Raw genomic sequence first — 13512 nt, 5'->3', positions numbered from 1 at the left:
AACTAATCAAAATTACTGTAGGAGCTGAAGCAAGTGGATGTAAATCAACCAATTAGTAGAAAAGCTACCAGACCTAACATTGTATATATCGTTTTAGATGATGTAGGGTTTTCTGATTTTGGATGCTATGGGTCTGAGATTGATACACCTAACATAGACCGTCTAGCTGAAGATGGGGTCCGCTATAACAAATTTAATGTGACACCGCTATGTTCTCCTACTCGGGCATCGCTTCTCACTGGGCGTAATCACCATTCGATAGGTATGGGGTTAATTTCGAACGCAGATCTTGGGGAAGAATATCCGAATAAACGTGGAAGAATTAATTCTAACGCAGCAACAACAGCGGAAGTTCTAAAGGAGAATGGATATAGCACTTTTGCAGTTGGAAAATGGCATCTTGCTCCGTTGCATCATTTGAACCCTGCCGGACCTTTTGATTACTGGCCTTTAAATAAAGGGTTTGAGCGGTATTATGGATTTTTGGATGGATCTACGGATCAGTTTGCGCCCGACTTGATGTATGATAACCATCGTATCAATATGCCAAAGGGCCCCGGTTATCACCTGTCTGAAGATTTGGTGGATCATGCGAAGCAGTTTATTACAGATCAAGTTTCCGTGGCGCCAGAAAAGCCGTTCTTTCTATACTTAGCATTTGGCGCAATGCATGCCCCGCACCAGGCACCTAAAACGTATATCGATATGTACAAAGGGTCCTATGCAAAAGGGTGGGACAAGGTTAGAGAGGAGCGCTTAGTCCGGCAGAGGCAGTTGGGAATTATTCCTGAAGACACAGAATTGTCCCCGCATAATCCGGGAGTAGAGCCTTGGGATAGTCTTACAGAAGATGAGAAAACCGTATTTGCTCGTTTACAGGAAGTCTATTCCGGTTTTCTTACACATACGGATGAACAGATTGGACGTTTTGTAGAATTTTTGGATACGATCGGAAAGATGGAAAATACACTAGTTGTGTTACTTTCTGATAATGGTGCCAGTCAAGAAGGTGGATTCAAGGGTTCTATCAACCATACAGCTTATTTTAATGGGATTGAAGAAACTACGCAGGACCTTTTAGCTCGTCTAGATGAAATGGGAGGACCGAATGCAGATTGCAATTATCCTAGAGGCTGGGCGCAAGTAAGCAATACGCCGTTTAAGTATTATAAGCAAAATACATTTTCTGGGGGAATCCGAGTTCCACTTGTTATGCACTGGCCTAAAGGAATCCAGAATAAGGGATCCGTATGCTCAGAATTTTATCATGTCATTGATGTTACGCCTACGATTTTTGATATATTGGACATTGAGGCTCCTGACACTTATAAAGGAGTTGCTCAAATGCCTTTGCATGGAATGAGTATGGCGGAGACCTTTAAGGATTTTCCAGTGCGTTCACAAAGAAGCGTTCAGTATTTCGAAACTTTTGGGCATCGAGCCATTTGGCGTGACGGATGGATGGCTGTGACCTATCATACAAAAGGCGTGCCATTTGAAGAGGATAAGTGGGAATTATATAACTTGAATGAGGATTTTGCACAGGTAAATGACTTAGCTGAACAATGCGAGGAGAAACTTCGTGAGCTTCAAGACTTATGGTGGACGGAAGCGAAAAAATACGATGTACTTCCTATTGATGATCGAACGTTTGAGTTATTTACAATCGTCAATCCAGAATCGGTAGCTTCTCGTAATCATTTTACCTATTATCCAGGCATGTCTCACTTGGGGGATGCAGCGGCGCCTGCCATAAATAACAAGTCCTACACAATTACTGTATCAGTGGATAGGCCCGATTCATCTTGTGATGGAGTTCTAGTAGCTCATGGAAATCACAACAGCGGCTATACGTTTTATATTAAGGATAACTTGTTGGTTTATGAATACAATTATGTCGGCCAAGTGTATAGAGCAGTATCTACGATTGAAGTTCCAATTGGGCCATCTACGCTTTGTTTTGAATTTAAGAAGAGTAAGCCACATGCCGGAATAGGTCTAATCAGCATTAATGATGAGATAATTGGTGAGGTGGACATGCCTAAAACGCTGCCATTTAGGCTCTCACATGAAGGGCTCGATGTTGGTCGAGACACCCTGTCACCTGTAAGCACAAACTATGATGGAGAATTTCAGTTTACGGGTGAAATCGAAAAGGTTGTATTCGAGCTGCAAAATAACTAATTATGGGCATTCCGAGGAAACGTTGCTTTTCTTGGAATGCTCTTATGAAATTTGAATAATATCTAGCAAAGATTACTACATAATGAGCGATACCGGAATACTAGCGAAACAAAAGTCTTTACATATGAAAGGGGTATGAACAGTGGCGGAAAAAGTAAAATCTTGTTGTGCTGTAACGAGACAAAGGGAAAACCTACAGCCAATCGAAACGAAAGAGGTAAGCGCAGTAAACCGAGTACACCTAGAGGGAATGATCTATCTTGAAGGTGGCGAATTTTTGATGGGAACTGATAGTGATGAAGCGATACAAGCCGATGGAGAGGGGCCTGTGCGAAAAGTGCAGGTGCAGCCTTTTTATATCGATCCATGTACGGTGACCAATGAGCAGTTCAGAAAGTTTGTTAGTGACACAGGCTACAAAACAGAGGCTGAATCCTATGGGGACTCCTTCGTTTTTCATCATTTTGTTTCAGCAGAGACGAAACCCCGAGTGAAGCAAGTTGTTCAAGGCGCTCCTTGGTGGTGGGTCGTTGAAGGGGCGAATTGGAGGAATCCGGAGGGAGTCGATTCAACGATAGATGACCGAATGGACCATCCAGTTGTTCACATTTCATGGAATGACGCCATGGCATTTTGTAAGTGGGCAGGGAAACGGTTGCCGACTGAAGTGGAATGGGAATATGCTGCACGAGGAGGTCTTATTCAAAAAATCTATCCATGGGGAGATGAGTTAACCCCTAATGGCGTGCATCAATGCAATATTTGGCAGGGAGAATTCCCGGAGAAAAATGACGCGTTAGATGGCTATTTAGGAACTGCTCCCGCGAACAGTTTCCCTGCGAATCAATTTGGTTTATATAATATGGCGGGAAATGTATGGGAGTGGTGCGCTGATTGGTTTAGTGTGGGATCACAGCATCCGGGTGTAAATAATCTGTCAAAAGGATCCGCAAAGGTTATTAGGGGAGGCTCCTATCTGTGCCATCAGTCATACTGCAATCGTTATCGTGTAGCTGCGCGAACGTTTAATACAGCTGATAGTTCAACGGGGCATATCGGTTTTCGCTGTGTGGCGGATAGCTAGGAAATCCATATTGTAATAGTCTTGAATATTTTTCAAAAAGGTGCGAGGGGAGATTGTTCGTTCACTAATACAATGCAGTACACAAGCGATCAAAAGTGCGGTAGAAGCAGGGCTAGGTATAAGCATTCTACCGAGATTGACCGTAGCAAGAGAAATAGAGCAAGGATTTCTACATGAAGTGAAACTGCAAGGGATTATGATGATGAGGGATTTATGTCTTGTGAAAAAGAAGCAGCGCTTTATGAGGACGAGTATTTCGAGTTTTGTTGAGTTTATTACTGAATAGGTACATAAAATAGCGAAAATACCTTAGTGACATAAGGTTTTCTCGCTTTTTTAGTATGAATAAAAGCAAATTATCCAAACAGGTCAATGTTTTCACTAGGCAGGCAACAATTTAGCAACAAGTTCACGTTATACTAAGAGAAGATGAGTTGTAGGAGAAGATATAGATGAATCTATTACAGAAAACAATTTTAATAATAGAAGACGAGGAATCCATTTATGATATTTTGTCGTATGCCTTACGAAAAGAAGGCTTCCGAGTGGTTGGGGCTTCCACTGGTGCCAAGGCGATGGAGACTTTTCAGGGAATAGAGGTGGATTTAATCATTTTAGATTTAATGCTGCCCGATATGACCGGTTTTGAATTATGTAAAAAGATCACCGCGATAACCAATACACCGATCCTTATGCTCACTGCCCGGGATGACATTGTAGATAAAATAGTCGGTCTGGAACTTGGCGCTGAAGATTATGTGACGAAGCCGTTTGATATACGAGAAGTCATTGCACGTATAAACGTACTACTCCGACGAAATTCCACACAGTCCACTTATCGTTTCATACAAGTCAATGACAATATTTCTATCAACCCACGGGCTCACTCTGTCTTTAAGAACGATGAAGTAATCTTATTAAAACCTAAAGAATACGAACTTTTATTATTATTTGCTCAGCATAAAAATCAAGTATTTTCTAGGGAAGAAATTTTAGATACTGTATGGGAAATGGATTATGAAGGGGGGCTGCGGACAGTGGATGTACATGTTCAGCGAATTCGCAAAAAGCTTGAACCCTCCATCATTGAGACTGTGTTCGGTATAGGTTATAAAATGAAGGGGAATTAAACCATGAACGTGACCATCCGGAAAAAGTTTTTTATAGGATTCTTCATCTTGTTTTTTATTGCTGCGATTCTTTGTCATCAAGTAATGGCTGCAATGTTGGAAAAATACACGATGACCAACTTAGAAGAAAACATGACATCTCTACAATATGCAACTACACAATATATGAAACAATTTGAACAGCTCCATCCTCAAGATCAAAATTTTTTCGTGGAACAGAGCAATACAATTGCCAATGAATTGAGTAAATTGAATGCACAAAGTGTGGCTCTTTATGATAGCAAGGGACAGTTTTTATACGAAGCTGCACCAGTTGATCGACCTCTTTTGATGGAACAGCAACGGTATCAAGCAAATGTTGGAGAAAATAGTAGTGAGGAGCTGAAACAGGCGTTCCAAAATAAAGCCTCCTATACCATTCAGCCGGTAGAAGACGGAACAATCCTCTATTTTGCCTACCCACTATATATGAGTGATACTTTTTACGGAGTCATAAGATTTACAGCTGATTACTCTGATGTTTTTCTACATAATGAAAAATTGCTAAGAAGTTTTACCTTCCTAACGGTACTCTTGTTTTGTGGTGTCTACTTTATTTCATTATGGATATTGAATCGATTTATCCGTCGACTGCAAGATGTAACCGAAGCGACTAAACGCATGACAGCAGGAGATTATCAGCCGATTTCAGCAAATGGAGTATCAGATGAAATAGGCGAGCTGGCTCAAAATTTCCAGCTCATGCAACGACAAATTCAGCAGCATATTCAAACGATAGAGCAGGAAAAAGAGAAAGTGTTATTGCTAGAAGAAAAGCGAACAAACTTTTTTCATAATGTGACTCATGAGTTGAAAACACCTCTCACGACGATTTCAGGGTATGCGCAAATCATCGGGGAAAGAGAGTTTGATGACGTAGAATTTTTACGAAAAGCTTCTCGAAAAATACGAAATGAGAGCGAGCGTCTGAATGAAATGGTCACTCAATTACTCGCCTTATCAAAATATAAATCAACTATATCGGATAGGCCTCATGAAACATTCGATTTGTTTCCACTTCTTCAATCCGTCTGTGAAGATATGCAAATGAAAGCAGATCTATTCGATATGAAGATTCAACTAAATGGCCACTCGTTTATGATGCACGGTAACCCTAATGAGATCCAACAACTGTTTATTAACTTGATCGATAATTCGATTCGACATGGTGAAGTAGGGCAAGATGTGGAAATAACAGTAGATGAAGAGATTGTAGTAGCTAATCCATGTACGCCTATTCCTTCTGCTATTATTGACAATATCTTTGAACCATTTGTACACAGTAAATTGGAAGGTAGTTCAGGCTTAGGGCTATTTATATGCGCGGATATTATAGCACGCCATCACGGTACGATTCAGTTTGAAGAGAAGGAAGGAAAAGCTTATATCAAACTATACATTCCACTACAGAAACAAGACGGCAACATCTGACACTGGGTTGGCAACATCAATTGCTTATGATCAATCTGTAAGCTATTAACGGGAGGTTATACAGATGAAAAGAAAATGGCATGGTATTGCAGTACTCACATTAAGCAGTATGTTAGCGACAGGCTGCACACTTACAGGGGAGGCGACGCCTAAAACGGTAACCCTAAGTGACAATGTTAAATTTGAAAGTGCTTTTGAAGAGAACAATCTTATCATTACGCATAAAGCATCGTACCCAATTGAATTCAAAACGGATTACACAGGATTCAAAGGAAATCAACTGTATTTCAATAAAAAGAACGCGACGTATCTTTATGATATAGAGAGTGAAAAAACAGATAAACTGGTAGATGCACCCTTTTATTTATTGTCCGAAGACGGGCAGCGTGCGTTATCTCGTGATAAAGATAAGTTCTATGTATATGATTTCAAAAACGATACTCAACAATTTATCGGGAAAGGATCAGAATCAGCGGAGTACAGAATGTATTTTGGTGATCCAGAAGGTTCGACAGTCATACAAGTACTAGACGATAATAATGGATTCAGAGTAGAAAAAACTGTATTGGAAACAAAGCAAAAGTTCAGTTGGAATCTGGGGGAATTAATTGACTTGAACGGGTTTGCTATCAATACAGCTCTAGCAAGCAATGAAGGGATATATATTGTAGGGGAATCATTTCAAGACGGGTACGGTTTATATCATTTATTGGAAAATGGCGATATGAAGCAATTATCTTCATTAGATGGAATAAACTCGATGGATCATTTTGAGTTCTTAGATGAGAATACGATTATTTATAATGATAATTATAAAGGGAAATCTGGTATTTTTACGCTCGATCTAACAACGGGGAATGTGACACAGTTAGTCGCAGGTGGTGAGGATAAAGAGGGCATATGGGTGCCGTTTTATAAACTGTCACCAGATCAAAGTAAAATTTTATTTGATACTCCTGTCCAAGTAGGAAAAGAATATAAAACCAATGTCTACGTTGCAGAGTTCGTGGAAGGGAAACTAACCAAACCGACACTGCTTATGCAAAATGCAGAGCTGTATGCAGTGATCTCGATGACCGGATATTGGAGCGACGATTCGAATACTGCTTATATTAGTACGACAATTCCTGGGGAAGAAACGATTCATACAGTGGAAGCATTTAGTATTATAAAAGATCAATAAAAATTCAACTGAGGAGGCTGTCCTGAAAGTCAGAAACATCTTTCAGTGACTGCCTCTTCTCACATTATCGAGCAGATGAGTAGGGTAACGCGCCAAAGTCTCATCGAACCGAACCAAAGTCTCGTCGAACCGCGCCAAAGCCTCATCGAACCGAACCAAAGATCTCTGGACTGCGCGTTAGCTAAGCCACACCGATCCAAACCAATCACGGAACGAACCAATCGAGCCGCTCACCGCTCATTTATTAAAACACTTCATTATAATTCGTAAGTTCTCGCAACGCACGCTCCTCGGCAGGAATTCGCACGGACAACATCCATACATTCAAAACAAAAAATAAACAAACAGTGAAATAGGCGCTAAACAGTAAAGGTAGCACGAGCAACTCGGTTGTTACGATCACATAATTCGGATGGCGAATCCAGCGATAAGGTCCCTTAGTCTGAACCACAGCGCCAGGTAAGACCATGATCTTCGTATTCCAAAACTTGCCGAGCGATGAAAGACACCAAACTCGCAGTATTTGCATCAGCAAGAAAATAGCTAGAAGTACACTCCAGAAAGGCAATAGAGGTCTACCAAAAGTGAAGACTTCCACAAGTAATGAAACGAAAAATGCTGTATGCATCAGCACCATCCACTTATAGTGTGACGCACCAACTTCGATGGCACCTTGACTGCGCATCCAGTTTTCATTGCGCTTTGCTATGACTAGTTCCACAAATCGCTGAATCACCACAACGATGAAGACAATCAAAAACAAACTGTTCATCTCACTGCCACTCCAGGAGCAGAAGTTCCCCACAGAAGCCTGGACCGAGTGCTGCCATCAAACCAAAATCTCCTGATGCAGGTTGCTTTTCAATAAATTCTTCCAGTACATACAGCACTGTCGGAGAAGACATATTGCCGTGATGCTGCAGCACGTTTTTCGAAGTGGCGGTTTGATCAGCATCCATGTGAAGGGCTTTTTGATAGGCATCGAGTACTTTCTTGCCTCCTGGATGCGCAACGAAATGATGGATGTCTGTCATCGATAGATCTTGATCTTTTACGAATTGATGAACAAACGGGCCGAGCCAACTCGTAATCACTGTTGGAATACTTTTAGAAAACACGACATGTAACCCATCATTCTTCACATCCCATCCCATGACCTCTTCAGAGTCTGGCATGAAACGGGAAGAAGTGGCACGAATGGCTGGCATCGGACGTGTGCTTTTTACCGTGGACTGCTCTCCTGAAACAAGTGCACAAGCAACGCCATCAGAAAATAAGGAAATCCCGACCAAATTACTTTTCGTCATATCATCACGTTGAAAGGTCAGACTACATAGTTCAACAGCTAGAACAAGCACATTGGCTTCAGGATACGCTTTGCAATAATCAAATGCACGGCTCATACCAGAAGCCCCGCCTGCACAGCCGAGTCCCCAAATGGGAATACGTTTGATGTCGTGACGAAACGGTAATTGATTAATAAGACGCGCATCGATACTAGGAGTGGCTAGTCCACTACTCGATACGAAAAAAATTGCGTCAATTTCAGCAGGATCAATTGGACGCTCTAATGTAGACGTATTCGTTAGGCATCTTTCAATTGCCGTCTTCCCAAGTGCAACGGCATGTTTAATATACAAATCATTCCGTGTTTCAAAATCATGCGGTTCTGCATACCATTCAAGCGGCATGCACACTTGTCGTGTATCAATTTCTCCATTTTGAAAGACTTTAAGTAAACGGTCAATATCTTTGAAGGAATCGGAAAATAGGGAACGTGCAAAGGACATAGCATCTTCCTGTTTGATTTCCACAGGTGGACTAACTGTACTGACAGAATGAATGGTTGGCATAGGCGACCTCCGTTATGAATAATGGTGAGCTAGAGCAGTGAGTTCTGCATCGACTTCTTTTAAACTATATGCAGTAGAAGAGCGGGACTTGTCTAGAAGATGAAATTAAGTGATGTAGATTAAACTCTTCATATATTGGGTTACTGAGTCGGTGAGTCTCACGCTATCTCATTATTCCCCTTATAACGTGGTAGAAAACTTTTAAGAAGAGTGATGCAAGCTCTCGTTAACGTTTGGTTAGCGTTCATCGAATAAAAAACAGGAAAGATTAGTAGGGTACTAGAAAATTTGCACGTCACGAAAAGTTATGAATTTCATGATAGACTGAATTTGTATGACTAGATTGCACATTTTTGAAAGGAGAGAGCGGAAATGAATTTGATCGAAACTAAGCATCAGCTGAATGAAAAAGAAAAGCATGTGGGGAAAGTAGCAAGCGTAGACCATGCTAATGTGCTCAATATCCAACTTCGAAAAAATGAAGAGATTGCGGAGCATGATGCTGCTCAAGAAGTGTTTATCATCGTAAGAAAAGGGAAAGTACGTTTTACTGTAGAAGGCGAGACAGTGGAAGTAACACCTCAAAATATTTTGCATATAGCACCCCTTGAAAAGCACAGCTTGCTTGCGTTGGAAGATTCTGATGTCGTGGTTATGAAGATCAGTAAATAAAAATAGGATTTATTGCATTTTAAAATGCTTAAAATCAAACTAAGAGGACCTAAACTTATTGGTTCTCTTTTATATTGCAGATCACTAGAAAATGATAAACTGTACGAAAGGAGGGGGAAATGGTGGTATTTGTAGGTGAGTTTTCATTTCCGAATGAAGATATAGAAGTTGACTTTTTCATGAACATAAAAAGAACATGCTATGATTCGTTTTATCCATTTAAAGTATTATCAAGAAATAGTTTTGAAAAGATTATTTTTGAACCAGTGACGATATTATATGGAGGAAATGGTTCAGGAAAAAGTACTGCACTACATGTGATAGCTGAAAAAACAGGGGTTCAACGCGATTCGATTTATAATAAATCAAATTTCTATCCTGATTATGTAAATATGTGTGGAATGCAGCTTAAAGCGGGCATACCTGAAAATAGCAGGATCATTACGAGTGATGATGTATTTGACTATATGTTGAATATCCGGAATCTCAATGAGGGAATTGATCAAAAAAGGGAAGAACTTTTTGAAGAATATTTGGACGCGAAATATTCTCAATTTCAAATGAAATCTATGGCAGATTACGAGCGATTAAAAAGAGTTAACACAGCCAGAAGTAAAACACAGTCTCGATTTGTGAGAAGTGAATTGATAGATAATGTGAGGGAATATTCGAATGGGGAAAGTGCGTTTCTGTATTTCACTGAAAAAATTGGAGATCATGGACTTTATATTTTGGATGAGCCGGAAAATAGCCTTTCTCCTAAACGTCAAATAGAATTGGTGAAGTTTATTGAAGACTCCGCACGCTTTTTTGGCTGTCAGTTCATCATATCCACCCATTCTCCATTTCTGTTATCCATGAGGGATGCGAAAATTTATAATTTGGATGAAAAACCTGTTCGTGTGCAACGCTGGACAGAATTAGAAAACGTCCGTACATACTATGAATTCTTCAAGGGTCATGAAAATAAGTTTTGAGGATGAAAACAAGGTTATAGAAAGATATCGGACCTTCTAACACAACATTTCTCAAGGTGTTATTGAAGATATGGATCTTTAATTTTACTATTGTCTTATCAATGTTATGTTTTTAAAAGAACATAACATTTGCTTCTATACCAAGGATGAATATGTAGTTGAGAGGATCTAACATATAGATTCTCTCAGCTTGTAGACAAACTCAACTAAACAGGTCATTTAACGGGTTCGGTATATGGGGAGAAAACGTTAAAAAGCATGGCATACGGGGACACCTATTCGCACATGAATAGGTGTCCCCATTTTCGTTGTTTTATCAACGTTCAATGCAATTATCGATAGTAGATCACAATACGATTGGTAGAGAAATTAACAATGGCACATAAATTTATGTGCTGCTAATTGCGTTGGTAATATGCTTGTTAATTGGTGGGAGGATGGGATATTTGAAATCAATATTGAAGTATTTTAAATGTTGAAAGGCAAATAGTATTCTATGTTAAAATGGATTATAAGGGGACGTCTTGTTCCACAAACTAGCCAGATTGTTGAAAACATTATGTATTCACAGGAGGGATATTTATGAAAAAAACTTTTGCGCTATTCATGATCCTTTCCACATCATTACTTGCCTCTTGTGGGGGGGTATCAACCTCCTCTTCGTTAGTTGTGATTGAAAAAGGTCAGTCAAACAACAACAAAGAATATTGGATTAAAGTATATGACCCGAACAATCAGAAAAAAGAAGAAACGTTTAAGATCATAATAAAAGAAAAGATGGTTTGGAACCTTATCGAGGAAGATAAAGAGTATTACGCGATGTATTCAAACAATGGAGATAATCCTCGTGTTTTAGAAAACATTCAGCATTGACTAGGAATGGATTGTTTAGTACAATCCTCTCCCAAAAATCTAGGCGCATTTGTTGAATATTTGTATACTGAATTAATAAAGAAGTGCTTAGTTTTTCAATGAACTAAGCACTTCTTTATGTGAAAATTACTTATGTCAGTCGTTGTGCTATTATTTTTTGACTTGAGTTCGATTTCGAATATTTGTTGTTCCATCACTGCTCTAAAAGGGGCACATATTGATTAGAATATTTTTTAAAAAAACAAAAAGTCACCATTTGGTATCTTCAAGTGTGTTAGTAGTGAAAGGAGTTGAGGAATGTTGCAACAAGTTTGGTCGGCTGAACTAGATGTAAAGCGAATAGTAGATACATATGGCAATATGCTGTTTAGAATTTGTCTTGTTATTTTATGTAATGAGAAAGATGCAGAGGATGTCGTACAAGACACTTTTATTACATATCTGACGAAATCTCCAACTTTTAACGATTCAGAACATGAGAAAGCGTGGTTAATAACGATTGCCACGAATCGTTGCAAAAATTTAAGAAGGTACAATATTATTCGTAAACATATAGATATCAATAATTTACAGCTATATTCTAAGAATAATACACACCACGACTTACTCGACCAACTAATGAGATTGCCAACTAAACATAAAGCAGTGATGTTACTTCATTATGTGGAGGGCTATAAAGTCGATGAAATAGCGAAAATCCTTACCATTACTACGTCAGCAGTGAAAAAGCGCTTACAACGAGGAAGAGAGCTTCTTCGAGACAGATATCGAAAGGAGAATGAATATGGATTTTGAAAAGATCAAAGATGCCGTTACTTCTATTGAAATGTCAAAAGCTATGGAAGAGCGTTTGAAAGACAATATAGCAAAGAAAAAATCGGTTCAAGTGAATTATAAAAGATGGATTTCGGCAACATGTGCATTTGGAATCCTTTTATCTATTATGATAGGCATGCCATATTTTAATAAGAGTGGAGAAGTTGCAAACTTTGCGATCACAGCTTATGCATTGAGTGATGATGGGAAACAATTTAATACAGCTATTACATCAGAAAAAGCTACTATTGAATTAGCAACTGAAGATAGATTTGGTCGTCTTGTGAGTATAAGTGGTGGTGGAGCTAATTTAATTTTTACAGACGTTAGACTCAATATAACTGGAAAACAGATTGACTCCATTACTTATACCTTAAGCGAGGGCAAGTTTATTGAAGACGTTACATTTACATCTAAAGAGTATTTAGACAAAGAATGGTTAAGATCGGAAAAGATAAATTTCATTACTTCTGAGCCTGGTTCGGGTAAATATCAGGGTATAAAGGAAGTAGGAAGTACCTACACAGTTAACTATAATGAACAAGAAAAACATAAATATACGCTTGCAATTCCTCATGACGGCAATGAAGTAATTGGCGATGACATTATCATTAAAGTAAATGTAAAATATACAGATGGAAGTTCTGAACAACAAGATATCTTGGTAATTCAAGAATCAAATTCTATTTCATTAAAGCTTAATTAACATAATCAAGAAGGTGGCACCACAAGTTCTTGGTAGATAAAGCTGCATGGTGGATCAAGAAACCAAACTTCAACTAACGGGCGCGATTGTGAAACAAGCAATATGAAATTCCATGTTAGGAAATACGGTAATTGAAAAAACGCACAGCCGTAAAAATCTGTGTGGTTTTTCTTGTTTTTCCTATTGTTAACTAATATATATAAATATGTGTTAAATCGGTTGTTATTTGACTTGTTATTGTCGTTTTTCTCCCCATCAACCGAACCCGTTAAAGGTCATTCCATGTTCATTATTTTTCATTAGTCTATGTAAGATTATAAATTTAATAAATTACTTTTACTAAAAAGAGTGTCGTCTTAGCTGTTTTCTGTTTAGATGAATGATTTGCTTATTTAAAACAAGGAAATACGTTAGTTGATCGTAGTGCAAGGCGGCGACTCCTGCGACGAGGAGGCTCACCGCGAGCCCCGCGGAAAAATACTAACATTAGTAGTAAAGACCAAGGCCATGGTATGTGCTACTATTTTTTTATAGTAGAAGTGAAGCGAAGTCGTACGGACGCGG

General features: G+C 39.1%; 13 protein-coding genes. 11 read left to right on the top strand and 2 right to left on the bottom strand.

What is annotated here, in order from left to right; all coding sequences use genetic code 11:
• The first annotated feature begins 33 nt into the window (after window positions 1-33).
• The 6 genes from GD002_RS03190 (at window position 34) to GD002_RS03165 (ending at window position 7051) form a co-directional block, all read left to right on the top strand.
• Entirely contained in the window at window positions 34-2184 is a 2151-nt protein-coding gene (locus GD002_RS03190; RefSeq protein ID WP_153730873.1) for an arylsulfatase, read from the top strand.
• Window positions 2185-2326: 142 nt separating this feature from the next.
• Window positions 2327-3268, top strand: a complete 942-nt coding sequence (locus tag GD002_RS03185) for a formylglycine-generating enzyme family protein (protein WP_408020071.1) — start codon at window positions 2327-2329, stop codon at window positions 3266-3268.
• 40 nt (window positions 3269-3308) lie between these two features.
• Window positions 3309-3554, top strand: coding sequence for a LysR substrate-binding domain-containing protein (locus GD002_RS18150; RefSeq protein WP_408020070.1), 246 nt, complete (start codon window positions 3309-3311; stop codon window positions 3552-3554).
• A 166-nt stretch (window positions 3555-3720) separates the two neighbouring features.
• On the top strand, window positions 3721-4398 hold the full coding sequence (locus GD002_RS03175) for a response regulator transcription factor (RefSeq protein ID WP_153730872.1): 678 nt from the start codon (window positions 3721-3723) through the stop codon (window positions 4396-4398).
• A gap of 3 nt (window positions 4399-4401) precedes the next feature.
• Window positions 4402-5868 carry a sensor histidine kinase gene (locus GD002_RS03170; RefSeq protein WP_153730871.1) on the top strand — a complete coding sequence of 489 codons (1467 nt, stop codon included), beginning with the start codon at window positions 4402-4404 and terminating at the stop codon, window positions 5866-5868.
• A 64-nt stretch (window positions 5869-5932) separates the two neighbouring features.
• Window positions 5933-7051, top strand: coding sequence for a TolB-like translocation protein (locus GD002_RS03165; RefSeq protein WP_153730870.1), 1119 nt, complete (start codon window positions 5933-5935; stop codon window positions 7049-7051).
• A gap of 244 nt (window positions 7052-7295) precedes the next feature.
• On the opposite strand, the gene GD002_RS03160 is transcribed toward GD002_RS03165, so the two are convergent.
• Together GD002_RS03160 and GD002_RS03155 are read right to left on the bottom strand one after the other, a co-directional pair.
• Window positions 7296-7823, bottom strand: coding sequence for an isoprenylcysteine carboxyl methyltransferase family protein (locus tag GD002_RS03160; protein ID WP_153730869.1), 528 nt, complete (start codon window positions 7821-7823; stop codon window positions 7296-7298).
• Between the two features lies 1 nt (window position 7824).
• Window positions 7825-8904, bottom strand: coding sequence for a type III polyketide synthase (locus GD002_RS03155; RefSeq protein ID WP_153730868.1), 1080 nt, complete (start codon window positions 8902-8904; stop codon window positions 7825-7827).
• Between the two features lie 372 nt (window positions 8905-9276).
• Here GD002_RS03155 and GD002_RS03150 point away from each other — a divergent pair, with 372 nt between their 5' ends.
• The 5 genes from GD002_RS03150 to GD002_RS03130 all read left to right on the top strand — a co-directional run bounded on the left by GD002_RS03150 (window position 9277) and on the right by GD002_RS03130 (window position 12948).
• Entirely contained in the window at window positions 9277-9576 is a 300-nt protein-coding gene (locus GD002_RS03150; protein ID WP_153730867.1) for a cupin domain-containing protein, read from the top strand.
• A 119-nt stretch (window positions 9577-9695) separates the two neighbouring features.
• Window positions 9696-10553, top strand: coding sequence for an AAA family ATPase (locus GD002_RS03145; RefSeq protein WP_228548268.1), 858 nt, complete (start codon window positions 9696-9698; stop codon window positions 10551-10553).
• A gap of 582 nt (window positions 10554-11135) precedes the next feature.
• Window positions 11136-11426, top strand: a complete 291-nt coding sequence (locus GD002_RS03140) for a YajG family lipoprotein (protein ID WP_153730866.1) — start codon at window positions 11136-11138, stop codon at window positions 11424-11426.
• A 297-nt stretch (window positions 11427-11723) separates the two neighbouring features.
• Window positions 11724-12221, top strand: coding sequence for an RNA polymerase sigma factor (locus GD002_RS03135; protein ID WP_153730865.1), 498 nt, complete (start codon window positions 11724-11726; stop codon window positions 12219-12221).
• Window positions 12211-12948, top strand: coding sequence for a hypothetical protein (locus GD002_RS03130; protein ID WP_228548267.1), 738 nt, complete (start codon window positions 12211-12213; stop codon window positions 12946-12948). Before GD002_RS03135 ends, GD002_RS03130 begins: the two co-directional genes overlap by 11 nt.
• The last annotated feature ends 564 nt before the right edge of the window (window positions 12949-13512 follow it).

The sequence above is a fragment of the Sporosarcina obsidiansis genome, assembly GCF_009651005.1.
GTDB lineage: Bacteria > Bacillota > Bacilli > Bacillales_A > Planococcaceae > Sporosarcina > Sporosarcina obsidiansis.
Note: the sequence above shows the minus strand (reverse complement) of the source record. Positions and strands in the feature narration are given on the sequence as shown.

Coding starts and splice junctions, on each gene's coding strand:
- GD002_RS03175 (WP_153730872.1), top strand. CDS start 3,721: ATGAATCTATTACAGAAAACAATTTTAATAATAGAAGACGAGGAATCC.
- GD002_RS03170 (WP_153730871.1), top strand. CDS start 4,402: ATGAACGTGACCATCCGGAAAAAGTTTTTTATAGGATTCTTCATCTTG.
- GD002_RS03165 (WP_153730870.1), top strand. CDS start 5,933: ATGAAAAGAAAATGGCATGGTATTGCAGTACTCACATTAAGCAGTATG.
- GD002_RS03160 (WP_153730869.1), bottom strand. CDS start 7,823: ATGAACAGTTTGTTTTTGATTGTCTTCATCGTTGTGGTGATTCAGCGA.
- GD002_RS03155 (WP_153730868.1), bottom strand. CDS start 8,904: ATGCCAACCATTCATTCTGTCAGTACAGTTAGTCCACCTGTGGAAATC.
- GD002_RS03150 (WP_153730867.1), top strand. CDS start 9,277: ATGAATTTGATCGAAACTAAGCATCAGCTGAATGAAAAAGAAAAGCAT.
- GD002_RS03145 (WP_228548268.1), top strand. CDS start 9,696: ATGGTGGTATTTGTAGGTGAGTTTTCATTTCCGAATGAAGATATAGAA.
- GD002_RS03140 (WP_153730866.1), top strand. CDS start 11,136: ATGAAAAAAACTTTTGCGCTATTCATGATCCTTTCCACATCATTACTT.
- GD002_RS03135 (WP_153730865.1), top strand. CDS start 11,724: ATGTTGCAACAAGTTTGGTCGGCTGAACTAGATGTAAAGCGAATAGTA.
- GD002_RS03130 (WP_228548267.1), top strand. CDS start 12,211: ATGGATTTTGAAAAGATCAAAGATGCCGTTACTTCTATTGAAATGTCA.